Below are 22,492 nucleotides of genomic sequence, written 5' to 3' on the forward strand. Positions count from 1 at the left end.
CGCCGTCTTTGTGTTCTTAGTGATTATATGTTATTCCAAATTTAAGTAAAACAAATCACTTGCAATTCCATCTGTCAGAAATTTTCCTTTTGGAGTTGGTTTCAAAATATTGTTTTCAATGAAAAGTAAGTTGTCATCAAGGAATTTCTGAGATTGTTTATTTAAATATTCCAAATAATCACTTCCAAATTCTATTTCGATTCTATCCAAAGAAACGCCCCAAATCGTTCGCAAACCCGTCATAATATATTCATTATAACGGTCCGTAATCGAAAGGATTTCTATTTCATTGGGCAATTTATTTTCTTGAATGGATTTTAAATAAATGGAATTATTCGAAACATTCCAACTTCTCGAAACGCCATCATAACTGTGTGCCGAAGGACCAATTCCAATATATTTTTTCCCTAACCAATATGCCGAATTGTTTTTGGAAAAATAATTGGCCTTCCCAAAATTCGATAATTCATAATGAATAAAATCATTTGCTTCGAGCATTTCCACCAAAACAGCAAAGTGTTCTTGGGCGACATCGTCTTTAGGTGCTGCAATTTTTCCGGTTTGAATCAGTTTATTCAAAGCCGTTTTAGGCTCCACCGTCAACGCATAACTCGAAATATGCGGAATCCCAAAAGACAATGCTGTTTCAATATTTTGTTTCCATTTCTCATTGCTCATTCCCGGAATTCCGTAAATCAAATCAAGAGAAATATTATCGAAATACTTGGTAGCTTCTTCCAAGCATTTTTTGGCTTCTGCCGAATTATGAGCACGGTTCATCAGTTGTAAATCATCTTCAAAAAAAGACTGAATCCCGATACTTAAACGATTAATTTTACTTTTAGACAATTCAATTATTCGCTCTTCAGATAAATCATCAGGATTAGCTTCTAAGGTAATTTCAGGGTTTTCAATTACAGAATAATTGCTATAAACCGCAGCAATCAAAAAATTAATTTCTTCGGAAGTTAAAACACTTGGGGTCCCACCACCCAAATAAATGGTTTCCACTGTTTGCTTCGCATGTTCGCTTTCGCTCGGGTCGTTTTTAAACTCACTTTTGCGCATTTGAATTTCTTTGGCAATAGCCAAAACCATTTCTTCTTTCTTCTTCATCGAAGTCGAAAAATGGAAGTCGCAGTAATGACACGCCTGCTTGCAAAAAGGGATATGTATATAGATTCCGCTCATTTATTAGTATTCAGTGGTCAGTTTTTAGTGTTCAGTTCTGCAAACTGAATACTGAACACTGAACACTATTTTTTAATTCTTTCTTCGTTTTGTTTTACAAAAGCATCCCAACCGGTATAACTTTTAGCGCCAACCACTTTTCCTGAATTGAAAAAATGACAAACCGCTGCTGCCAATCCGTCCGTGCTATCGAGATTTTTAGGCAATTCTTTCAAGCCTAATAACTGTTGCAGCATTTTGGCAACTTGCTCTTTGCTGGCGTTTCCGTTTCCGGTAATCGCCATTTTTATTTTCTTGGGTTCGTATTCGGTTATAGGAATATCTCTCGAAAGTCCTGCTGCCATGGCCACGCCTTGTGCGCGTCCTAACTTCAGCATCGATTGCACATTTTTACCAAAAAAAGGTGCTTCAATTGCAATTTCATCTGGATTGTGTGTATCGATTAATTCAATGGTGCGTTCAAAAATGATTTTTAGCTTTTGATAATGATTGTCATATTTGGACAATTGCAACTCATTCAATTGCAAAAATTCCATTTTTTTATTGACAATTTTTATCAATCCAAAACCCATAATCGTAGTTCCCGGGTCAATTCCTAATATGATGCGTTCGTTTGCCAATTTTAATTTGTTATTTTGCAGTAATGATTACAATTCCACACAAAACTAAGCAATTCCTCGTACTTCTAATCAAACTTTTGATTGTGGGCGGTGCGTTTTATTTTATTTACAATCAATTGGCCAATAACGACAAACTGGATTGGCAGAAATTCATCATTTTATTCCAGAAAAACCAATCCATTGGCGGAATCGCCTTTATTTTGTTATTGAGTGTTTTGAATCGGTTTTTTGAAATCTTGAAATGGCAGAATTTAGTCGAATTTATCCATAAAATATCGCTGGGCGAAGCAACCAAACAAGTTCTTGGCGCACTGACTGCCGGACTGTTTACACCAAACGGCGTAGGCGAATATGCCGGAAAAGCATTGTTTTTTGATAAATCAAATACTAAAAAAATCATTTTTTTGAATCTGATTTGCAATGGAATCCAAATGATATTGACCGTTATTTTTGGAATTTTTGGTTTGTTATATTTCAACGCAGAATATAATGTGATTACTACAAAAACCGTCGCACTCCTTTTTGGAATTCTAATACTCCTTTTCATTGTTTTATTTTCGGTCAAAAAAATTACCATCAAAGGCTATTCTATCGAAAAACTAATTCATAAAATTAATGAAACCCCAAAACCCATTCATCAAAAAAACATCTTTTTAGGCATTTGCCGTTATCTGGTTTTTTCGCACCAATATTATTTTTTGTTTTTAGCTTTTGATGTTGATTTACCTTATTTTACCTTGATTGCAACCATTTCATCTGTTTATTTTTTAGCTTCCTCCCTCCCTACTTTTCAATTTTTGGACTTTGCCGTAAAAGGAAGTGTTGCGGTTTATTTTTTTGGAATTCTTGGTGTAAACGAATGGATTGTCATTTTTATTTCGACTTTAATGTGGTTTTTGAATGTGGTTTTACCAGTAATAATTGGCAGTTATTATGTATTGAATTTTAAAACTAAAAATCCAATATGATTTTTGTTTTGCACTTCGTCATCATCCTGTATTGCATGGCGATTTGCTTTCTGATTTATGGTTTCACCAAAGTAAATGCTATTGATTATATTGGTTTAAAGCCAAAAACAAAATTCTCAATTATAGTCCCTTTTCGGAATGAAACTGAAAATCTGCCTTTTTTATTAGACAGTTTATCCCAATTGAATTACCCGATGGAAATGTTCGAAGTGATTTTGGTTGATGATGAATCGGAAGAAGCCTTTAAAGTTCAAAGTTTAACGTTTAAAGTTTCGGTCATAAAGAATTTTCGGGTTTCAAATTCACCCAAGAAAGATGCGATTGTAACCGCAATGCAAATCGTAAATACGGACTGGATTATCACCACCGATGCAGATTGCACAGTCAATAAAAACTGGTTATTGACATTGGATAATTACATTCAGCTTCATAATGTTGCTATGATTGCTGGAGCAGTAACGTATGATTGTGGGAATTCATTTCTGCATCATTTTCAGCAATTGGATTTAGCCAGTTTACAAGGCGCAACGATTGGAGGTTTTGGAATTAACAAAGGGTTTATGTGCAATGGCGCCAACTTTGCTTACACCAAATCATTTTTTCAAGAGCTGAATGGTTTCGAAGGAAATGATGGAATTGCAAGTGGCGATGATGTTTTTCTATTGCAAAAAGCGGTTGCCCAGTTTCCTAAAAAAGTCCATTATCTAAAATCTCAAAACAATATTGTCATCACAAAACCATTGGATGATTGGAAATCGTTATTCTATCAAAGAGTACGTTGGGCCTCAAAAACAGGTTCGTATCAAAGTACTTTCGGAAAAGGATTGGGACTGTTGGTCTTTGCGGGAAATTTGTGTTTGGTTTTGGACTTTGGACTTTGGACTTTGGGCTTAACTGCTTTTCAGAACGTCTTTTTATTATTTGCTTTAAAGTTCACTGTTGATGCAGTTTTGATTTATAAATCTCATTATTTTTTAACCAAAACTAAAATACGTTATTTAATTTTGAGCAGTTTGTTCTATCCGATTTTTAGTACGAGCGTGGCTTTGTATTCTTTGTTTGGGGAATACGAATGGAAAGGAAGACGGTTTTAGATGAAATCAAGATTGATTTCTTAACTTTCTGTAAAGACAAAGTTAGCATGTTCAATTGCTTGTTTAGCCAATAGTAGATACAAAAAAAGCTTCCGAAATTAACGAAAGCTTTTTTAAGTATTTTATGATGCTTTTAGTCTCTGTTGACTAATGCTTCTTGTTTCCATGTTTTTACTGAAGCAATTCTGCTGTTAGAGTAATCTACTTCGCTTAAGTTATTGCCATTCCAGAATAACCATTTTCCAGTTTTTTCACCTTTTTCATAATTAGCAATAGATAACTTGTTGCCGTTCGTGTCATATGAAGTCCAAACTCCTTCCAGTTTGCCATTTTTAAAGAAGCCTTCCTGTTGTACTTTTCCATTTTCAAAGTAGTAAGTTGTTTTTACTAACTCACCTACAGCTTCTAATTTTGGATTGTTTTCTTGTGCAAATAAAATGCCTGAGAATAATAGTGCGGTTAAGATTATATATTTTTTCATGTCGTTTGGATTTTTAAATTCATATTAACTAAACAAATATATAAAACATTTTACAATAAAAAAACTATTACTTAACAATTTAGTAACATTGGAGTAAAACTTAACATTGGGAATATCCAGAAATAAAAAAACCAATGCTTTCACATTGGTTCGTTTATGTTATTTTTATGAGACCTATTTTAAAAGAACATCTAACTCTTCTTGTAGTTTTGGTGATGAAGGTCTGGCCGCATCTGCTTTTACAACTTTTCCATTCGGATCTATCAAAATGAACCTAGGGATTCCGGTGATATTAAAGTCTTTGACAAATTGAGAATTCCAATCATTATCCGCAAAAACCTGAACACCGCCCAATTCTTTTTCTTTTATCATGGTTTTCCATTTTTCGAGATCCTTTAATTTATCAATAGAAATGCTCACAAAAGCAATGTTTTTATCATGGTATTTTTCTTCAACTTTTTTCAAGAAAGGAATTTCGGCACGACAAGGTCCGCACCAAGTTGCCCAAACGTCTATATATACATATTTTCCTTTAAAGTCTTCCAACTTAGTTTTTCCACCCTTGTAATTAGCATAATCAAACGAAGGAGAAGCGGAATTGTTTAATTTATTGTTCGCTTGACCTTGTTTGTAATATTTAGTCAAACCGTCTAAATTATTCTCAATATCTTTCTTTTGAAGAGCAACAAAATTAGGATCCATTTTGTTAGTTTCTAATTTTGCTAAATCGGCTTTGTTTTTCTCGGCAATTAATTTATTGAAAGCTTCTTCATTAGACGATAACATTTCATCGTAATTAAATTTGCTTTCTGATATGGTGTTTTGAGCCAAAAAATTGTTCTCCACAGCTCCTTTTCCTGAATACACAATGGACTCGTCAAATTGTTTCGCATCCATTTTTAACTTTAAATCATATCCGTTTTTAAGATACAATTTGGTATATTCAACCCCGTCAAACATTAGATATAAGCCGCCTTTTATGTTTAAGGTATCTTTAAAAACGCCTTCTTTATTGATTTGGATTTTTCGAATCACTTTTTTGTTATCTCTGATATAAATAGAATCTCCATTTCTGTTGGTTATTTCGGCATTAAAAGAAACGTAATTTGGACCTTGCCCGTAACTATAAAACGTAGCGGCAAATAGAATGGCAATAAGTACTAATTTTTTCATAAATGATGAGGTTAGATTGTGTTAGTCAAACTTAATTATTTAATATATGATTTTCAAAAGATTAACAATAATTTAATTTTCGTTGAAGTTTCATGGTTTTAGGGTTTAATACAATATTTGTTTTTACTTTTGCAGTCTAAAATTTTGATCATGTATAGAAGTCATAACTGTGGCGAATTGAACGCCTCACATATTAATACCGAAGTTACACTTGCAGGTTGGGTTCAAAAATCACGTGATAAGGGATTTATGAACTGGGTTGATTTACGCGACCGTTATGGAATTACGCAATTGATTTTCGACGAAGGTCGTTCAGAAAAATCAGTTTTTGAACTGGCAAAAACACTTGGTCGTGAATTTGTAATTCAGGTAAAAGGGACTGTTATTGAGCGTGAAGCCAAAAATAAAAATATCGCAACAGGCGAAATAGAGATTTTAGTTACAGAATTGAATATTCTTAACGCTTCGCTTACGCCTCCTTTCACTATTGAAGACGAAACGGACGGTGGAGAAGACATCAGAATGAAATACCGTTACTTGGATATTCGTAGAAATCCGGTAAAAAACAGTTTGATGTTTCGTCATAAAGTAGCGATGGAAGTGCGTAAATACCTTTCGGATTTGGATTTTTGTGAAGTGGAAACGCCTTATTTAATAAAATCTACTCCAGAAGGTGCCAGAGATTTTGTTGTTCCTTCTCGAATGAATGAAGGGCAATTTTATGCGTTACCACAATCCCCACAAACTTTCAAGCAATTATTGATGGTAGGTGGAATGGATAAATACTTCCAAATCGTGAAATGTTTCCGTGATGAAGATTTACGTGCAGACAGACAGCCGGAATTTACACAAATCGATTGTGAAATGGCTTTTGTGGAACAAGAAGATATTTTGAATGTTTTCGAAGGATTGACAAGACATTTGCTAAAAGAAATAAAAGGGATTGAAGTAGATAAATTTCCAAGAATTACCTATGAATATGCCATGAAAACCTATGGAAATGACAAACCGGACATTCGTTTCGGAATGGAGTTTGGGGAGTTGAACCAATTTGCACAACACAAAGATTTTCCGGTTTTCAATGCTGCGGAGTTGGTGGTGGGAATTGCGGTTCCGGGAGTTGGAAACTATACTCGTAAGGAAATAGATGGATTAATTGACTGGGTAAAGCGTCCTCAAGTGGGTGCGTCAGGAATGGTGTATGTGAAATGCAATGAAGACGGGACTTATAAATCATCAGTAGATAAATTCTACGATCAAGATGATTTAAGTGCTTGGGCAAAAACTACAGGTGCTCAGCCGGGCGATATGATTTTTGTGCTTTCTGGTCCAGCTGACAAAACGCGTACGCAGTTAAGTGCGTTGCGTATGGAATTAGCAACACGATTAGGGTTGAGAAATCCTGCTGAATTTGCGCCGCTTTGGGTGGTTGATTTTCCTTTGTTGGAATTCGATGAAGAAAGTGGTCGTTACCATGCTATGCATCATCCGTTTACATCTCCTAAACCAGAAGATATGCACTTATTGGAAACGAATCCAGGAAAAGTTCGTGCTAATGCGTATGATATGGTTTTGAATGGAAATGAAATTGGTGGAGGTTCAATTCGTATTCACGATAAAGCGACTCAGCAATTAATGTTTAAATATTTAGGGTTCACGGAAGAAGAAGCTAAAGCGCAATTCGGATTCTTGATGGATGCATTCCAGTTTGGTGCGCCACCACATGGAGGATTGGCTTTTGGATTGGATCGATTAGTAGCAATTCTTGGTGGTCAGGAAACGATTCGGGACTTCATTGCTTTTCCAAAAAATAATTCAGGAAGAGATGTTATGATTGATGCTCCGTCAACAATTGACGAGTCACAATTGAAAGAGTTGCATATAAAATTAGTTTTATCATAATTTGCGGTATAAATTAGTTAGAAAACGTTGAATATCAATATTTTTACAAAATAAAAAGAGAAGAATGTCTTTCGTATTATATTAAATATTACATTTGCCTCATTATAAATTATTATTACTATTACAATGCGTACAGGTACAGTTAAATTTTTCAATGAATCTAAAGGTTACGGATTCATTACAGACGAAGAAACAGGAAAAGACATTTTTGTTCATGCATCAGGAATCAACGCGGAAGAATTACGCGAAGGTGACAGAGTTAGCTATGAAGAAGAAGAAGGAAGAAAAGGAAAAGTTGCTGCGAAAGTAGCAGTTATCTAAGCATAAAAAATTATTTTTTTTTGCCTACGAATGTTTAAAAACGTTCCGATTTATTTCGGAACGTTTTTTTTTATTCAAAATTTTTATCACTTTCGAAAAAAATCAACCTTCTTTTTAAGATTGTTAAATTTTATAAACGTTAAACACATCTTAAGATAAAAATGTTTCCTTATTTATAATTAATAAAAATTGTAAATTTACAACGTTATAGTTGCGATGTATTTTTGAGTTTTTATTGTTATTTAATAATTTGAAAGTTATCTTTGTGGCTTATTTTTATTCAAAAAAATCGATAATATGCAATCCGATCAATTAAATTATATCCCAATTTTAATGCAGTTTATTCTAGCTGTAGGATTTGTTGTGGGTACTATATTCGTTTCAGGAAAATTAGGCCCTAAACGTTCCTCTGAAATCAAAGATAAAAACTTCGAATGTGGTATTGAATCTGTTGGAAATGCGAGAATTCCATTTTCAGTTAAATATTTTCTTGTTGCTATCTTATTTGTCTTATTTGATGTTGAGGTAATTTTCTTGTATCCATGGGCAGTCAATTTCAGAGAGTTAGGAATGGAAGGAATGGTTAAAATGGTGATTTTTATGATGTTGCTTTTGGTTGGTTTCTTTTATATTATCAAAAAGAAAGCATTGGAGTGGGAATAAAGATTAATTACGAATTAGAAATTACGGATTGTAAAAATTTCAATTTCTAACGTATTTAAAAGAATGTTTTTAAATTTTAAATTACGAACTCATAATTCATAATTCATAATTCATAATTTTACAAAAATGAGTGATTCAAATATAAATATGGTTGCCCCTCCAGAAGGTGTTGTTGGTGAAGGTTTCTTCGCTACAAAACTGAATGATGTTGTGGGATTGGCTCGTGCAAATTCATTGTGGCCTTTGCCTTTTGCAACTTCATGTTGTGGGATTGAATTTATGGCAACGATGGCTTCGCATTATGATTTAGCACGTTTTGGTTCGGAGCGAGTGAGTTTTTCTCCTCGTCAAGCGGATATGCTAATGGTAATGGGAACAATTTCAAAAAAAATGGCACCAATCTTACGTCAGGTATACGAACAGATGTCAGAGCCTCGTTGGGTAATCGCTGTTGGCGCTTGCGCTTGTTCCGGTGGTATTTTTGACACCTATTCTGTTTTACAAGGGATTGACAAAGTAATTCCGGTTGACGTTTATGTTCCGGGTTGTCCACCAAGACCTGAACAAATTGTTGACGGGGTTATGAAATTGCAAGAATTGGTTAAAACGGAATCGGTAAGAAGAAGAAGTTCTCCAGAATACCAAGAATTATTAGCTTCTTATAATATCAAATAAATAATGGCGCTAGAAACGATACAAATCCAAGAAAAATTAGTTGAAACATTTGATTCGGCTGTTTTTGAATTCAATCAGGAAAAAGATATATTTTCATTTGAAGTGGCTGCTGATAAAATTACTGCAGTGATTCTTTTTTTGAAAAATGATCCTGAATTGCGTTTTCATTTTTTAACGGACTTATGTGGGATTCACTATCCGGATAATGATGTTGATCATCAATTTGCGGTAGTATATCATTTGCACAATTGGTACGAAAACAAAAGGATTAAAATCAAGGCTTTTATCAATGGAGAAAACCCTGAAATAAAAACGATATCAAACATTTTCTTAAGTTCTAACTGGATGGAAAGAGAAACGTTTGATTTTTATGGGATAAATTTTATTGGTCATCCACAATTGAAACGTATTTTGAATATGGATGAAATGATTTCTTTTCCAATGCGAAAAGAATTTCCAATGGAAGACAGCGGAAGAACGGATAAAGATGACCGTTTCTTTGGAAGAACAACCGACAATTATTAAAAACACACACTATTATAATTTTTCACATTAAATAAATGTCAGAACTATTATTACCCCCAGAGCATCGCTATGCTAAAAGAATTGCAGCCCAACTAAACGAAGATGGAAGCGAGCTTTCGATTCTAAATTTAGGGCCTACTCACCCAGCTACACACGGTATTTTTCAAAATATCTTGTTGATGGATGGGGAAAGAATTCTGGAAGCGGAACCAACAATTGGTTACATTCACAGAGCTTTCGAAAAAATCGCTGAAAATCGTCCTTTTTACCAAATCACGCCTCTTACTGATAGAATGAACTATTGTTCATCACCTATAAACAATATGGGTTGGTGGATGACATTAGAAAAATTGTTAGATATTGAAGTGCCAAAAAGAGCGCAATATTTAAGAGTTATTGTAATGGAATTGGCTAGAATCACGGATCATATTATCTGTAATTCAATCCTTGGTGTGGATACCGGAGCGTATACCGGATTTTTATATGTATTCCAATTTAGAGAAAAAGTCTATGAAATCTACGAAGAAATTTGTGGAGCGCGTTTGACTACTAATATGGGAAGAATTGGTGGTTTCGAAAGAGATTGGTCGCCAGAAGCTTTTAGAAAATTAGATGTGTTTTTAGAGGAATTTCCAGCAGCTTGGAAAGAATTTGAAAACTTATTCGAAAGAAATAGAATTTTTATCGACAGAACTGTAAATGTTGGAGCAATAACAGCTGAACAAGCGATGGCTTACGGTTTTACAGGTCCAAATTTACGTGCGGCAGGTGTGGATTATGATGTTAGGGTGTCGCAACCGTATTCTTCTTACGAAGATTTCGATTTTATCATTCCTGTTGGAAAATCGGGAGATACGTATGATCGTTTTTGTGTCCGTAATGCCGAAGTTTGGGAGAGTTTGAGCATCATTCGTCAAGCTTTAGCAAAAATGCCCGAAGGAAATGACTTTCATGCGGATGTTCCTGATTATTACCTTCCACCAAAAGAAGATGTTTACACCAGTATGGAATCGTTGATTTACCATTTCAAAATTGTTATGGGTGAAGTTCCTGTTCCAGTTGCTGAAATATACCATCCTGTTGAAGGCGGAAATGGAGAACTAGGTTTTTATTTGGTTACTGACGGAAGTCGAACTCCTTATAGATTGCATTTCCGCAGACCTTGTTTTATTTACTATCAAGCGTATCCAGAAATGATTAAAGGTTCATTACTATCGGATGCAATTGTTATTTTGTCAAGTTTAAATGTTATTGCCGGAGAATTAGACGCATAAAGATTTCAGATTGTTGATTTAACGATTTTAGATTTCAGATTTAAAAGAAAAAATGGAAAGAACATATCACAAACAAGAAATAAATATGACTGAAGCATTGATGAACCGCATCAATGAATTGATCAGTCATTATCCTGAAGACAAAAGAAAATCAGCTTTATTGCCTGTTTTACATGAAGTTCAAGATGCTCACGAGAATTGGTTGAGTATTGAATTAATGAATAAAGTGGCCGAAATCCTTTTGATTAAACCAATTGAAGTTTACGAAGTAGTATCGTTTTATACGATGTACAACCAAAGGCCAATAGGAAAATACATGTTCGAATTTTGCCAAACTTCTCCTTGTTGTTTGAATGGGGTCGAAGATTTAATGGATTATACCTGTGAGAAATTGGGTGTAAAAGTGGGTGAACCTACTCCAGACGGTCTGTTTGAAGTTAGAGGCGTTGAATGTTTAGGTGCTTGTGGTTACGCTCCAATGATGCAATTAGGTGATTTTTATAAAGAACATTTGACAGCGGGAAAAATCGACCAGTTAATTGAAGATTGCAAAAACAATACAATACTATTACACGATAAATAATATGTCACAAAAAATATTATTAGATAAAATAAATATTCCAGGAATTAAAACCTACGAAGTATACCGTCAAAACGGGGGTTATGCTTCAGTAGAAAAAGCCATAAAAACATTAACACCAGACGAAGTGGTCGAAGAAGTGAAAACTTCAGGATTGCGTGGTCGTGGTGGCGCAGGATTCCCAGCAGGAATGAAATGGAGTTTCATCGATAAAAAATCAGGAAAACCAAGACATTTAGTTTGTAATGCAGATGAATCAGAGCCGGGTACTTTCAAAGATCGTTATTTGATGGAATTTATTCCTCATTTATTGATTGAAGGAATGATTACTTCCAGTTATGCTTTGGGTGCAAACCTTTCTTACATCTACATTCGTGGAGAATACATGTGGGTTTATAAAATATTAGAAAGAGCCATTAATGAAGCAAAAGCAGCCGGATTTTTGGGTAAAAATATATTAGGTTCAGGGTATGATTTAGAACTTTATGTTCATTGTGGTGCCGGAGCTTACATCTGTGGAGAAGAAACTGCATTGATTGAATCCTTGGAAGGGAAAAGAGGAAATCCTCGTATCAAGCCACCATTTCCTGCTATTTCAGGACTTTGGGCAAATCCAACGGTTGTAAATAACGTAGAAACTATTGCCGCTGTGCCTTGGATTATCAATAATACAGGTGCAGAATATGCTAAAATCGGTATCGGACGTTCTACAGGAACCAAATTAATTTCGGCTTCTGGGCATATCAAAAATCCGGGTGTTTACGAAATTGAATTGGGTCTGAGTGTTTACGAATTCATGAATTCTGATGAATATTTAGGCGGAATGAGTTCTGACAGACCTTTAAAAGCTTTTGTTCCGGGAGGAAGTTCTGTTCCCGTTTTACCAGCCCATTTAATTTATAAAACCGCAAACGGTGAAGATCGTTTGATGTCATATGAATCGTTAAGTGACGGTGGATTTGCAACTGGTTCTATGTTAGGATCAGGTGGATTTATTGTTTATAATGATACGTCATGTATTGTTCGTAATACTTGGAATTTCTCTCGTTTTTACCACCATGAAAGCTGTGGACAATGTTCCCCTTGTCGTGAAGGAACAGGATGGATGGAAAAAGTATTGCACCGAATCGAAAATGGTCACGGTCGTGAAGAAGATATCGATTTGCTATTGAGTATTCAGAGTAAAATTGAAGGAAATACAATTTGCCCGTTAGGTGACGCGGCAGCTTGGCCAGTGGCGGCAGCAATTCGTCACTTTAGAGAGGAGTTTGAATACCATATTCGTTTCCCGGAAAAAATAAAAAATAGAGATCATTTTGTTGCTGAGCCTTTTGAAAAAGTAAAGCATTTAGTTTCTAAAGAAATGATTTAAGATTGAGGATTAACGATTTTTGATTTCAGAATTAAGATACTCCGTAGGAGTTAAATATTGGTAGATAATGAAAGTAACCATAGACGGTCAAAGCATAGAAGTAGAACCAGGAACAACAATCCTGCAGGCAGCACGTATGATAGGTGGAGAAGTAGTTCCGCCAGCAATGTGCTATTATTCTAAACTAAAAGGTAGCGGTGGAAAATGCCGTTGTTGTTTAGTGGAAGTTGCAAAAGGTAGTGAAGCTGATCCAAGACCAATGCCTAAATTAATGGCATCTTGTGTAACGGGTTGTATGGACGGAATGGAAGTGAACAGTAAATCTTCGCCAAGAGTAACCGAAGCCAGAAAATCAGTAACAGAGTTTTTATTAATCAATCACCCATTAGATTGTCCGGTTTGTGATCAGGCAGGAGAATGTGATTTGCAAAATTTAAGCTTTGAGCACGGGAAATCAGAAACTCGTTTTATTGAAGAAAAAAGAACATTTGAGCCAGAAAATATTGGTCCAAATATTCAATTACACATGAACCGTTGTATTCTTTGTTACCGTTGTGTAATGGTTGCAGATCAATTGACTGACGATCGGGTGCACGGAGTAATGGATAGAGGAGACCATTCTAATATATCGACTTGTATCTCAAAAGCGGTTGATAATGAGTTCTCCGGAAATATGATTGATGTTTGTCCGGTAGGCGCTTTGACTGATAAAACGTTTAGATTCAAATCTAGAGTTTGGTTCAGTAAGCCTTATAATGCACACAGAAATTGTCCTACTTGTTCTGGAAAAACTACCGTTTGGATGTTTGGTGACGAAATCCAACGTGTTACCGGAAGAAAAGATGAGTACCATGAAGTAGATGAATTTATTTGTAATGGATGTCGTTTTGACCACAAAGACATTGCAGATTGGACTATTGAAGGACCAAGAGCATTTGAAAAAGACTCGGTTATCAATCAAAATAAATACAACAGAAAATTACAAAAAGTGGAGATTGCTACCGAAGATCATATCCTTTTAGGTAGAGAAGAAGACCGTAAGAAAATAAGCATGGTTGAAATTCCATTGACTGCGGAAGACATTATTAATCAAAAAAGCTTGGGTAATAATGGATAGTACTATTATCATAGAAAAAAGTGTCATTATTGTTGCAGTTTTTGCTTTGACAATGTTGATGGCAATGTATTCCACTTGGGCTGAACGAAAAGTTGCCGCTTGGCTTCAAGACCGTGTAGGGCCAAACAGAGCGGGTCCTTTTGGATTGTTTCAACCGCTTGCTGATGGTTTAAAATTATTCTCGAAAGAAGAATTTGAGCCAAACACTCCAAATAGATTTTTGTTTTTTGTGGGTCCGGCAATTGCTATGAGCACCGCTTTAATGACGAGTGCCGTAATTCCTTGGGGAGACAGGCTGCATTTGTTTGGAAGAGATATTTTATTGCAGGCTACTGATTTAAACATCGGATTGTTATACTTTATTGGAGTTGTTTCAGTAGGTGTTTACGGAATAATGATTGGTGGTTGGGCATCTAATAATAAGTTCTCTTTGATGGGCGCCGTTCGTGCTGCTTCGCAAATGGTATCTTATGAAGTTGCCATGGGACTTTCCTTGATTGCTTTGTTGATGATGACTGGAACATTGAGTTTAAGAGAAATTTCGGCACAACAAGCAGGAATGAATTGGAATGTGTTTTACCAACCGTTATCGTTTATTATATTTTTAATTTGTGCTTTTGCAGAAACCAATAGAACACCTTTTGATTTAGCGGAATGCGAAACGGAATTAATTGGGGGATATCACACGGAATATTCATCGATGAAAATGGGATTCTATTTATTTGCTGAATATGCGAATATGTTTATTTCTTCAACGATTTTAGCAGTTTTATTCTTTGGAGGATATAATTATCCAGGAATGAGTTGGGCAGTAGAAAATTGGGGTGTGAATATTGCGAATGTTATAGGATTTGGTGCTTTGTTTATCAAATTATGTGGATTCATCTTTTTCTATATGTGGGTTCGTTGGACTATTCCAAGATTCAGATACGATCAATTGATGCATTTGGGTTGGAGGATTTTAATTCCATTATCCATTATCAATATTATGATTACCGGAATTGTAATTTTGAGAAGTGAAATTGCAACTTATTTAGGATTTTAATTAGTACCGAAAAAGCCCTAGCCCTGATAGCAGTGGAAATCCTTTATTGTTTTTTCTTTAAAAACAATAAAGATTGAAACGAATAGCAGGATTAAGCTTCAAATAAATAAAAAAAATGTCAATAGAAAGTATATCCTTATCGGGAAGAAAAAAGCTGGTCTCTAACAAGGAGATGACTTTTTGGGAAAGAATGTATCTTGTTGCGATTGTCAAAGGTTTGATAATTACGATTCAGCATTTGTTTAAAAGAAAAGTAACGATTCAATATCCGGAACAAGTACGTGAAAGAAGTTCAGTTTATCGCGGTCAGCACATGTTGAAGCGTGATGAGGAGGGTCGTGAGAATTGTACGGCTTGTGGTTTATGCGCTTTGTCTTGTCCTGCAGAAGCGATCACGATGAAAGCAGAAGAACGCAGAGGGGATGAAAAACATTTGTACAGAGAAGAAAAATATGCATCGATATATGAGATCAATATGTTGCGTTGCATTTTCTGCGGATTGTGTGAAGAAGCTTGCCCAAAAGACGCCATTTACCTGACTACATCCAAAGTATTGGTTCCTTCCAGCTATGAAAGAGAAGATTTTATTTTTGGAAAAGATAAATTAGTCATGCCTTTAGATATCGCAATGAAAAATGCTCAACTTAAAAACGCTAATTAATGTCTACGATACTTATAATTTTTTGTGTATTGGCTGCTATCACATTAGCAACCGCATTTTTGACAATTTTTAGCAAAAATCCGATTCACAGTGCTATTTATTTAGTGATTTGTTTCTTTTCGATTGCGGGTCATTATCTATTATTGAATGCTCAATTTTTAGCGATAGTCCACATTATTGTGTATTCTGGAGCGATTATGATTTTGTTTTTATTCACCATCATGTTGATGAATTTAAATGAAGAGCATGAGGTACATAAACCAAGGATTACACGTTTAGGGGCTATTGTTTCTTTTTGTTTGATATGTATTGTCCTGATTCTGATTTTCATCAACTCAAAACCTATTGTTGGAGAATACGTAACTACCGGTGAAGATTATCAGTCTATAAAAGTATTGGGTAAAATACTCCTGAATGAATATATGGTTCCGTTTGAATTTGCTTCTATATTACTTTTGGTTGCTATGATTGGTACTGTGTTATTGTCTAAAAAAGAAAAATTGCAAAAATAAGATGAATAATATTTTAAACCACATTGGTATTGAAAATTATATATTCCTAAGCGTAATACTTTTTTGTATTGGTGTTTTCGGAGTGCTGTACAGACGAAATGCAATTATCGTATTTATGTCAATTGAAATTATGCTGAATGCAGTAAACTTATTGTTTGTGGCATTTTCAACCTATCATCAAGATGCGCAAGGACAAGTTTTTGTGTTCTTCTCGATGGCTGTTGCTGCGGCAGAAGTTGCGGTAGGATTGGCAATTCTAGTTTCTATTTTTAGAAATTTAGGTTCAATTACTATCGATAATTTAAAAAACTTAAAAGGATAAATGGAAATGAATACCAATATAGCTTTAGTTTTAGTTCTTGCTCCTTTTTTAGGATTTTTAATGAATGTTTTCTTTGGGAAAAGTCTGGGAAAATTGCTTTCAGGAATATTAGGAACCTTGTCAGTTGTGGTTTCTTTTATTGCGACTGTTTATTTCTTCAGTGGAATAGCTGCGCAACCGGAAGGAATTCGAATTGTTCTTTTTGACTGGATTCAAATCAGCAATTTCAAAGTTGATTTTGGATTTCAATTGGACCAATTGTCCATTTTATGGTTGCTTTTCGTAACCGGAATTGGGTCTTTGATTCATTTATATTCGATCAGTTACATGCACGATGATGAAAATATGCACAAGTTCTTTGCGTATTTGAATCTGTTTATATTCTTCATGATTCTTTTAGTAATTGGAAGTAACTTATTAGTGATGTTCATCGGTTGGGAAGGCGTAGGTCTTTGTTCGTATCTGTTAATTGGATTTTGGCATAAAAACCAAGAATTTAATGACGCTGCTAAGAAAGCATTCATTATGAACAGAATTGGTGATTTAGGATTATTGATTGGTATTTTCATTCTTGGATCTTTATTTTCAACTGTAGATTTTGCAACTTTAAAAACAGCCATCGCTACTGCGCCAGATTATAATGACTTTTGGGTTGCGGTTGCTGCCTTAGCTTTGTTTATTGGAGCTTGTGGTAAATCAGCTCAAATTCCATTGTATACTTGGTTACCGGATGCAATGGCAGGTCCAACTCCTGTTTCGGCCTTGATTCACGCAGCTACGATGGTAACCGCTGGTATTTTTATGATAACAAGATTAAATTTCTTGTTTGATTTGGTTCCAAGCGTTCAGTCTATAATCGCGATAGTTGGAGCCGTTACTGCTTTGGTAGCCGCAACAATTGGACTGGTTCAAAATGATATCAAGAAAGTACTGGCTTATTCTACCGTTTCTCAATTGGGATTAATGTTCCTGGCTTTGGGATTGGGTGCTTATGAAGTGGCTGTTTTCCATGTAATCACACACGCTTTCTTCAAAGCTTGTTTGTTCTTAGGTTCAGGTTCTGTTATTCACGCTTTGCACGGAGAGCAAGACATGCGTAACATGGGTGGTTTGAAAAAAGCGATGCCAATTACGTTTGTAACAATGTTAATTGCTTCTTTAGCAATTTCTGGAGTTCCATTGTTTTCAGGTTTTTTCTCGAAAGACGAAATTTTATTAGTGGCTTTTCATCATAACATTCCGTTATGGGCTGTGGCTTCGGTTGCTTCTATAATGACTGCTTTTTATATGTTCCGTTTAATGTTTTTAACGTTTTTCCAAGAATTCAGAGGAACAGCAGAACAAAAACACCATTTGCATGAAAGTCCTTCTTTGATAACCATTCCTTTGATTGTTTTAGCAATTTTGGCTACTATCGGTGGTTTGATTAGTTTGCCTGGAAACAGTTGGTTGAATGAATATTTGACTCCTATTTTACCAAAATTAGCAACTGCAGAACACCATTTAGGAACTACTGAATATATCTTGATGGCTATTGCTGTTGTGGGTGGATTGGTAGGAATTGGTATTGCTTACGCCAAATACATCAAACAAAATACAGTTCCAACAGAAGATACTGCCATTACAGGATTTTCTAAAGTGCTTTACAATAAATATTATGTTGATGAATGCTATGATGCTATTTTTGTTAAACCAATTAATGTTTTGTCTCGTTTTTTCAGAGATACTCTAGAAACAGGTTTGTCAGCTTTAGTTTTTGGATTCGGAAAAGTTACCAACGAAATAAGTTACCAAGGAAAGAAAATACAAAATGGAAGCATTGGTCTTTATCTTTTTGTTTTCGTATTAGGGCTTTGTGCCATTGTTTCTTATTTATTTTTAGCTCAACAATAATCATATATCATGAATGTATCTCTAATATTAATTATACTTTTGGTTGGTGCGTTTGCAACTTTTCTTGCAGGCGATAAACTGGCTTCAAAAGTGGCTTTGTTCTTTGGGTTAGCTGCTGCCGCCGCTTCAATTGTATTATTAAATCACTATAATTTAGGTAAAAACATCAGTTTCATCAACCAGTGGATCACGCAACCTAATATTTCTTTTGCTCTAAAAGCAGATGGATTATCGATGGCGATGCTTTTATTGACCACAGTTTTGACTCCAATAATTATTTTTTCTTCTTTTGGAAATGACTATAAAAATTCAAAATCATTTTATGCGTTAATCTTGTTTATGTCGTTTGCAATGGCAGGAACATTTTTGGCATCAGACGGTTTGTTGTATTACATTTTTTGGGAATTGTCATTGATTCCAATTTACTTCATTGCATTAATGTGGGGTAACGGGGACACAGAAGAACGTAAAAAAGCAGTAGTTAAATTTTTTATCTACACGCTTGCAGGTTCCTTATTTATGCTCGTGGCTTTTGTTTATATGTATCAAAAAGCAGGTAGTCTTTTATTAGAAGATTTATATAAACTGAACTTAACAGCAACCGAACAATTATGGATATTCCTGGCTTTCTTCTTGGCGTATGCAATTAAGATTCCATTAATTCCGTTCCATACTTGGCAAGCAAATGTGTACCAAAAAGCACCAACCGTTGGTACGATGCTTTTATCTGGTATCATGCTAAAAATGGGATTGTACAGTGTTATCCGTTGGCAATTGCCATTGGCGCCATTGGCAGCCAAAGAATACATGTACATTTTCATTGGTCTTGGAATTGCGGGTGTAATTTACGGATCTATCGTTGCATTGAAACAAAAAGATTTAAAGAAATTATTAGCGTATTCTTCTTTGGCTCACGTTGGTTTAATTGCAGCAGGAACGTATACTTTGACATTAGACGGATTGCGTGGCGCGGTTTTACAAATGATTGCACACGGATTTGTGGTTGTTGGATTGTTTTATGTGGCTGAAATTATCTTCAGAAGATACGAAACCAGAGCCATTGCTGAAATGGGTGGTATTCGTACGCAATCACCAAAATTCACCTCGATGTTTTTAATTTTGGTTTTAGCATCTGTTGCTTTGCCTACTACTTTTAACTTTATTGGAGAATTCACTGTTTTATACAGTCTTTCACAAATTAATATTTGGTTTGCCATTCTAGGAGGAACAACCATAATTTTAGGAGCGTATTATATGTTGAAAATGTTTCAACATGCCATGTTGGGTGAAACCAATTCAAAAGTTTTTGCTGATGTAACTGTCAATGAAGGAATAACTTTGGTACTAATAATTGGTGTTTTATTCTTTTTTGGAATGTATCCAAAGCCAATTACCGATTTGATTACCCCAAGTCTGGAAGAAATTTTAACTCAAATAAACCGAATTAACTAAGTCAAATAAAAAAATGAATACATTAATAGCTATAATAGGATTAGGTGTTTTATGCCTTTTATTTGAAATTTTTAATTTAAGGAAAGCCATTGTTCCAATAACAATCATTGGATTATTGGGAGTGCTGGGTTTAACCATATCTGAATTTAATTCAACGGAAAGCTACTACAACAACATGATTGTTGTGAGTAAATTTTCAAGTACTTTTTCGTCTTTGTTTATTGTGCTTACCATTTTCTTGGTGGCTTTAGGGCATAATTTTTACGAAAATCATCAATCTAAAATCTCTGATTATATTGCCATAAAAATATTTTTATTGGCAGGAGCAGTGGCGATGGTTTCTTTCGGAAACTTAGCGATGTTCTTTTTAGGAATCGAAGTATTGTCAATTGCACTTTATATTCTTGCGGCAAGTGATCGTATGAATTTAAAAAGCAACGAAGCGGGAATGAAGTATTTCTTAATGGGATCTTTTGCTTCGGGAATCATTCTGTTTGGTATCTGTTTAATTTACGGAGCCATGGGGAGTTTTGATGTTACTGAAATCAGTGAATTATCACAATCAGCTGAATTGCCAATTTGGTTTCCAATAGGAATTGTATTGGTAACAATAGGAATGTTGTTTAAAGTGGCTGCGGTTCCGTTTCATTTCTGGGCTCCGGATGTTTACGAAGGTTCTCCAGCGTTGACAACGGCATTGATGAGCACTTTGGCGAAAGTAGTTGCTATGGCGACTTTGTATAAGTTACTATCTGTAATGAATGCGGATATTTCTGAGTCATTCAAAATCATTGTTGTAGTAATTTCTATGGCTTCGATGACGGTTGGTAATATTATGGCCTTGAGACAAACGAATGTAAAACGTATGTTGGCTTTTTCAGGAGTTTCTCATGCCGGTTTTATGTTGATGACTTTATTGAGTCTATCTACTTCTGCAGGAAGTTTGTTGTATTATGCCTCAGCGTATTCTTTATCTGGAATTGCGGCTTTTAGTGTGATTTTATATGTTTGTAAAAATAGGGATAACGAAGATATTGTGAATTTTCATGGTTTAGGAAAGACCAACCCATTGTTGGCAGCCATTCTTACGGCAGCACTACTTTCTATGGCCGGTATTCCAATTTTTGCCGGATTCTTTGCTAAGTTGGTTTTGTTCAATCAAACGATTCAAGCGGGTTATTTGGCTTTAGTAATCGTAGCAGTGGTGAATTCTATTATAAGCGTTGGATACTACTTCAAATTGATTTTGGCGATGTATACCAAAGAACCAAATGAAGAACGAAAAGGAACTCCGGTTATCATTTATGCAGTTGCCGTTATTTCGATTGTTTTGAATATCGTATTAGGTTTGTTCCCTTCTTTAGTTTTGGATTTATTGGCATAAGCCAAAGTTTTAAAAATATACAAAAAACCATCAAGAGCAATTTTGATGGTTTTTTTATTTGAAGCAAATTGTAAAATATCTTGTCAACAATATTATCTTATATTTACTTTGACGTAAGTATATATAGAATCGGGAAGAGTTGAATAATCGATATTAAAACACAGCTCAAAGTCGGAGACATTTGTGCAGCGTAACCGACGAACACTTCGTAGAGCAGGGTACAGATCTAAAATCAAGTAAAAATGATTAATAAAAATATAGAACCAGAAATTATTCGTTGGGGTATTGTGGGATGTGGAAATGTTACAGAGATAAAAAGTGGTCCTGCCTATCAGAAAACAGAAGGGTTTCAGCTCACAGCGGTAATGAGAAGAGATGGTGACAAAGCTGCCGATTATGCCAGAAGACATGGAATTACTAAATATTATACGGATGCAGATGCGCTAATCAACGATCCCGAAATTGATGCGGTTTATATTGCGACTCCTCCGGATACCCATAAATACTACGGACTTAAAGTAGCGTTAGCGGGAAAACCCTGTTGTATCGAAAAACCGTTAGCGTCAAATTATCAAGACAGTCTGGCGATTCATCAAGCCTTTACAGCTAAAAATATTCCTTTGTTTGTTGCTTATTACAGGCGTTCACTCCCTCGTTTCAAACAGATAAAAACATGGATTGATGCCAATGAAATTGGTGAAGTCCGACATATAAGGTGGCATTTGAGTAAACCTGCAACACCTCAAGATTTGTCAGGAAACTATAACTGGAGAACTGACGCTAAAATAGCTACTGGTGGTTATTTTGATGATTTAGCCAGTCATGGGTTGGATTTGTTCATCTATCTTTTAGGAGATATAACAGCGGTTTCCGGTATTAGTCTTAACCAGCAGGGATTGTATTCCGCCAAAGATGCGGCTACTGCCTCTTGGCTACATGAGTCGGGAATTACGGGTACAGGCAGCTGGAATTTTGGATGTTATGAACGGGAAGATACGGTAGAAATTTTTGGAAGTAAAGGTAAAATAGCATTCTCTATATTTGATGATGAACCAATAGTGCTTTCGAACAAACAAGGAAAAACAGAACTTTTTATTGCGCATCCGGAAAATATACAACTGTATCATGTACAGCAAATTCGGGAACATCTTTTGGGGAACAGCAAGCATCCTTCCAATGGTTTGACAGGCGCTCATACCAGTTGGGTTATGGACAAGATTATCGGTAATATTTAGGGTGTAATAAAAAACGGTTTGAATTTTTACGA

23 protein-coding genes are annotated in these 22,492 nt (G+C 35.2%); 19 read left to right on the forward strand and 4 right to left on the reverse strand.

Annotated elements, in window-relative coordinates:
• Positions 1-30 precede the first annotated feature (30 nt).
• Positions 31-1,191: a radical SAM family heme chaperone HemW gene (gene hemW / locus E0I61_RS00765; RefSeq protein WP_132068765.1), complete on the reverse strand. Its 1,161-nt coding sequence runs from the start codon at positions 1,189-1,191 to the stop codon at positions 31-33.
• A 65-nt stretch (positions 1,192-1,256) separates the two neighbouring features.
• A complete protein-coding gene (ruvC, locus tag E0I61_RS00770; RefSeq protein WP_131991294.1) occupies positions 1,257-1,811 on the reverse strand; it encodes a crossover junction endodeoxyribonuclease RuvC in 555 nt (184 codons plus the stop codon).
• 23 nt (positions 1,812-1,834) lie between these two features.
• Here ruvC and E0I61_RS00775 point away from each other — a divergent pair, with 23 nt between their 5' ends.
• Complete coding sequence (locus E0I61_RS00775; RefSeq protein WP_132068767.1) at positions 1,835-2,779, forward strand: lysylphosphatidylglycerol synthase domain-containing protein; 945 nt, start codon at positions 1,835-1,837, stop codon at positions 2,777-2,779.
• Positions 2,776-3,873 carry a glycosyltransferase family 2 protein gene (locus tag E0I61_RS00780; RefSeq protein ID WP_132068769.1) on the forward strand — a complete coding sequence of 366 codons (1,098 nt, stop codon included), beginning with the start codon at positions 2,776-2,778 and terminating at the stop codon, positions 3,871-3,873. The genes E0I61_RS00775 and E0I61_RS00780 overlap by 4 nt, the downstream gene beginning before the upstream one ends.
• A 133-nt stretch (positions 3,874-4,006) precedes the next feature.
• On the opposite strand, the gene E0I61_RS00785 is transcribed toward E0I61_RS00780, so the two are convergent.
• The gene (locus E0I61_RS00785) at positions 4,007-4,354 is read right to left on the reverse strand and encodes a toxin-antitoxin system YwqK family antitoxin (RefSeq protein WP_131991288.1); all 348 of its coding nucleotides are present in this window, start codon (positions 4,352-4,354) and stop codon (positions 4,007-4,009) included.
• A gap of 174 nt (positions 4,355-4,528) precedes the next feature.
• Positions 4,529-5,527: a TlpA family protein disulfide reductase gene (locus E0I61_RS00790; RefSeq protein ID WP_132068771.1), complete on the reverse strand. Its 999-nt coding sequence runs from the start codon at positions 5,525-5,527 to the stop codon at positions 4,529-4,531.
• A gap of 150 nt (positions 5,528-5,677) precedes the next feature.
• Here E0I61_RS00790 and aspS point away from each other — a divergent pair, with 150 nt between their 5' ends.
• From aspS to E0I61_RS00875, 17 genes are all read left to right on the forward strand, one after another.
• Positions 5,678-7,429: an aspartate--tRNA ligase gene (aspS, locus tag E0I61_RS00795; RefSeq protein ID WP_132068773.1), complete on the forward strand. Its 1,752-nt coding sequence runs from the start codon at positions 5,678-5,680 to the stop codon at positions 7,427-7,429.
• A gap of 126 nt (positions 7,430-7,555) precedes the next feature.
• The gene (locus E0I61_RS00800) at positions 7,556-7,750 is read left to right on the forward strand and encodes a cold-shock protein (protein WP_007137066.1); all 195 of its coding nucleotides are present in this window, start codon (positions 7,556-7,558) and stop codon (positions 7,748-7,750) included.
• Between the two features lie 297 nt (positions 7,751-8,047).
• Positions 8,048-8,413 carry an NADH-quinone oxidoreductase subunit A gene (locus E0I61_RS00805; protein WP_132068775.1) on the forward strand — a complete coding sequence of 122 codons (366 nt, stop codon included), beginning with the start codon at positions 8,048-8,050 and terminating at the stop codon, positions 8,411-8,413.
• A 126-nt stretch (positions 8,414-8,539) separates the two neighbouring features.
• Positions 8,540-9,088 (forward strand): NADH-quinone oxidoreductase subunit B, encoded by a 549-nt coding sequence (locus E0I61_RS00810; RefSeq protein ID WP_131991280.1) that lies wholly within the window; start codon positions 8,540-8,542, stop codon positions 9,086-9,088.
• 3 nt (positions 9,089-9,091) lie between these two features.
• Positions 9,092-9,613, forward strand: a complete 522-nt coding sequence (locus tag E0I61_RS00815; protein WP_131991278.1) for an NADH-quinone oxidoreductase subunit C — start codon at positions 9,092-9,094, stop codon at positions 9,611-9,613.
• Positions 9,614-9,648: 35 nt separating this feature from the next.
• Entirely contained in the window at positions 9,649-10,887 is a 1,239-nt protein-coding gene (locus tag E0I61_RS00820; RefSeq protein ID WP_132068777.1) for an NADH-quinone oxidoreductase subunit D, read from the forward strand.
• 52 nt (positions 10,888-10,939) lie between these two features.
• On the forward strand, positions 10,940-11,470 hold the full coding sequence (locus E0I61_RS00825) for a complex I 24 kDa subunit family protein (RefSeq protein ID WP_132068779.1): 531 nt from the start codon (positions 10,940-10,942) through the stop codon (positions 11,468-11,470).
• Between the two features lies 1 nt (position 11,471).
• Positions 11,472-12,839, forward strand: a complete 1,368-nt coding sequence (gene nuoF / locus E0I61_RS00830) for an NADH-quinone oxidoreductase subunit NuoF (RefSeq protein ID WP_131991272.1) — start codon at positions 11,472-11,474, stop codon at positions 12,837-12,839.
• A 67-nt stretch (positions 12,840-12,906) separates the two neighbouring features.
• Positions 12,907-13,956, forward strand: coding sequence for a 2Fe-2S iron-sulfur cluster-binding protein (locus tag E0I61_RS00835; RefSeq protein WP_132068781.1), 1,050 nt, complete (start codon positions 12,907-12,909; stop codon positions 13,954-13,956).
• Positions 13,949-15,001: an NADH-quinone oxidoreductase subunit NuoH gene (nuoH, locus tag E0I61_RS00840; protein WP_131915651.1), complete on the forward strand. Its 1,053-nt coding sequence runs from the start codon at positions 13,949-13,951 to the stop codon at positions 14,999-15,001. Before E0I61_RS00835 ends, nuoH begins: the two co-directional genes overlap by 8 nt.
• A gap of 115 nt (positions 15,002-15,116) precedes the next feature.
• Entirely contained in the window at positions 15,117-15,662 is a 546-nt protein-coding gene (locus tag E0I61_RS00845; protein ID WP_131991266.1) for a NuoI/complex I 23 kDa subunit family protein, read from the forward strand.
• Positions 15,662-16,174, forward strand: a complete 513-nt coding sequence (locus E0I61_RS00850) for an NADH-quinone oxidoreductase subunit J family protein (protein WP_131991264.1) — start codon at positions 15,662-15,664, stop codon at positions 16,172-16,174. Before E0I61_RS00845 ends, E0I61_RS00850 begins: the two co-directional genes overlap by 1 nt.
• Before the next feature lies 1 nt (position 16,175).
• On the forward strand, positions 16,176-16,496 hold the full coding sequence (nuoK, locus tag E0I61_RS00855) for an NADH-quinone oxidoreductase subunit NuoK (RefSeq protein WP_066079401.1): 321 nt from the start codon (positions 16,176-16,178) through the stop codon (positions 16,494-16,496).
• A gap of 6 nt (positions 16,497-16,502) precedes the next feature.
• Positions 16,503-18,389, forward strand: coding sequence for an NADH-quinone oxidoreductase subunit L (gene nuoL, locus E0I61_RS00860; protein WP_132068783.1), 1,887 nt, complete (start codon positions 16,503-16,505; stop codon positions 18,387-18,389).
• 9 nt (positions 18,390-18,398) lie between these two features.
• Positions 18,399-19,841, forward strand: coding sequence for a complex I subunit 4 family protein (locus E0I61_RS00865; RefSeq protein ID WP_132068785.1), 1,443 nt, complete (start codon positions 18,399-18,401; stop codon positions 19,839-19,841).
• A gap of 13 nt (positions 19,842-19,854) precedes the next feature.
• Positions 19,855-21,225 carry an NADH-quinone oxidoreductase subunit N gene (locus E0I61_RS00870; RefSeq protein WP_131991259.1) on the forward strand — a complete coding sequence of 457 codons (1,371 nt, stop codon included), beginning with the start codon at positions 19,855-19,857 and terminating at the stop codon, positions 21,223-21,225.
• A 242-nt stretch (positions 21,226-21,467) separates the two neighbouring features.
• Complete coding sequence (locus E0I61_RS00875; RefSeq protein ID WP_131991257.1) at positions 21,468-22,460, forward strand: Gfo/Idh/MocA family protein; 993 nt, start codon at positions 21,468-21,470, stop codon at positions 22,458-22,460.
• Positions 22,461-22,492 lie beyond the last annotated feature (32 nt).

The sequence above is a fragment of the Flavobacterium ranwuense genome, assembly GCF_004349315.1.
In the GTDB taxonomy this organism is placed as follows: Bacteria; Bacteroidota; Bacteroidia; order Flavobacteriales; family Flavobacteriaceae; genus Flavobacterium; species Flavobacterium ranwuense.

Excerpts from the sequence above, each read along its gene's own strand:
- E0I61_RS00805 (WP_132068775.1), top strand. The coding sequence starts at position 8,048 with ATGCAATCCGATCAATTAAATTATATCCCAATTTTAATGCAGTTTATT.
- E0I61_RS00870 (WP_131991259.1), top strand. The coding sequence starts at position 19,855 with ATGAATACATTAATAGCTATAATAGGATTAGGTGTTTTATGCCTTTTA.
- E0I61_RS00820 (WP_132068777.1), top strand. The coding sequence starts at position 9,649 with ATGTCAGAACTATTATTACCCCCAGAGCATCGCTATGCTAAAAGAATT.
- E0I61_RS00835 (WP_132068781.1), top strand. The coding sequence starts at position 12,907 with ATGAAAGTAACCATAGACGGTCAAAGCATAGAAGTAGAACCAGGAACA.
- nuoL (WP_132068783.1), top strand. The coding sequence starts at position 16,503 with ATGAATACCAATATAGCTTTAGTTTTAGTTCTTGCTCCTTTTTTAGGA.
- E0I61_RS00825 (WP_132068779.1), top strand. The coding sequence starts at position 10,940 with ATGGAAAGAACATATCACAAACAAGAAATAAATATGACTGAAGCATTG.
- aspS (WP_132068773.1), top strand. The coding sequence starts at position 5,678 with ATGTATAGAAGTCATAACTGTGGCGAATTGAACGCCTCACATATTAAT.
- E0I61_RS00810 (WP_131991280.1), top strand. The coding sequence starts at position 8,540 with ATGAGTGATTCAAATATAAATATGGTTGCCCCTCCAGAAGGTGTTGTT.
- E0I61_RS00790 (WP_132068771.1), bottom strand. The coding sequence starts at position 5,527 with ATGAAAAAATTAGTACTTATTGCCATTCTATTTGCCGCTACGTTTTAT.
- E0I61_RS00775 (WP_132068767.1), top strand. The coding sequence starts at position 1,835 with ATGATTACAATTCCACACAAAACTAAGCAATTCCTCGTACTTCTAATC.
- E0I61_RS00800 (WP_007137066.1), top strand. The coding sequence starts at position 7,556 with ATGCGTACAGGTACAGTTAAATTTTTCAATGAATCTAAAGGTTACGGA.
- nuoK (WP_066079401.1), top strand. The coding sequence starts at position 16,176 with ATGAATAATATTTTAAACCACATTGGTATTGAAAATTATATATTCCTA.
- nuoF (WP_131991272.1), top strand. The coding sequence starts at position 11,472 with ATGTCACAAAAAATATTATTAGATAAAATAAATATTCCAGGAATTAAA.
- E0I61_RS00875 (WP_131991257.1), top strand. The coding sequence starts at position 21,468 with ATGATTAATAAAAATATAGAACCAGAAATTATTCGTTGGGGTATTGTG.
- nuoH (WP_131915651.1), top strand. The coding sequence starts at position 13,949 with ATGGATAGTACTATTATCATAGAAAAAAGTGTCATTATTGTTGCAGTT.
- hemW (WP_132068765.1), bottom strand. The coding sequence starts at position 1,191 with ATGAGCGGAATCTATATACATATCCCTTTTTGCAAGCAGGCGTGTCAT.
- E0I61_RS00780 (WP_132068769.1), top strand. The coding sequence starts at position 2,776 with ATGATTTTTGTTTTGCACTTCGTCATCATCCTGTATTGCATGGCGATT.
- E0I61_RS00850 (WP_131991264.1), top strand. The coding sequence starts at position 15,662 with ATGTCTACGATACTTATAATTTTTTGTGTATTGGCTGCTATCACATTA.
- E0I61_RS00845 (WP_131991266.1), top strand. The coding sequence starts at position 15,117 with ATGTCAATAGAAAGTATATCCTTATCGGGAAGAAAAAAGCTGGTCTCT.
- E0I61_RS00785 (WP_131991288.1), bottom strand. The coding sequence starts at position 4,354 with ATGAAAAAATATATAATCTTAACCGCACTATTATTCTCAGGCATTTTA.
- E0I61_RS00815 (WP_131991278.1), top strand. The coding sequence starts at position 9,092 with ATGGCGCTAGAAACGATACAAATCCAAGAAAAATTAGTTGAAACATTT.
- E0I61_RS00865 (WP_132068785.1), top strand. The coding sequence starts at position 18,399 with ATGAATGTATCTCTAATATTAATTATACTTTTGGTTGGTGCGTTTGCA.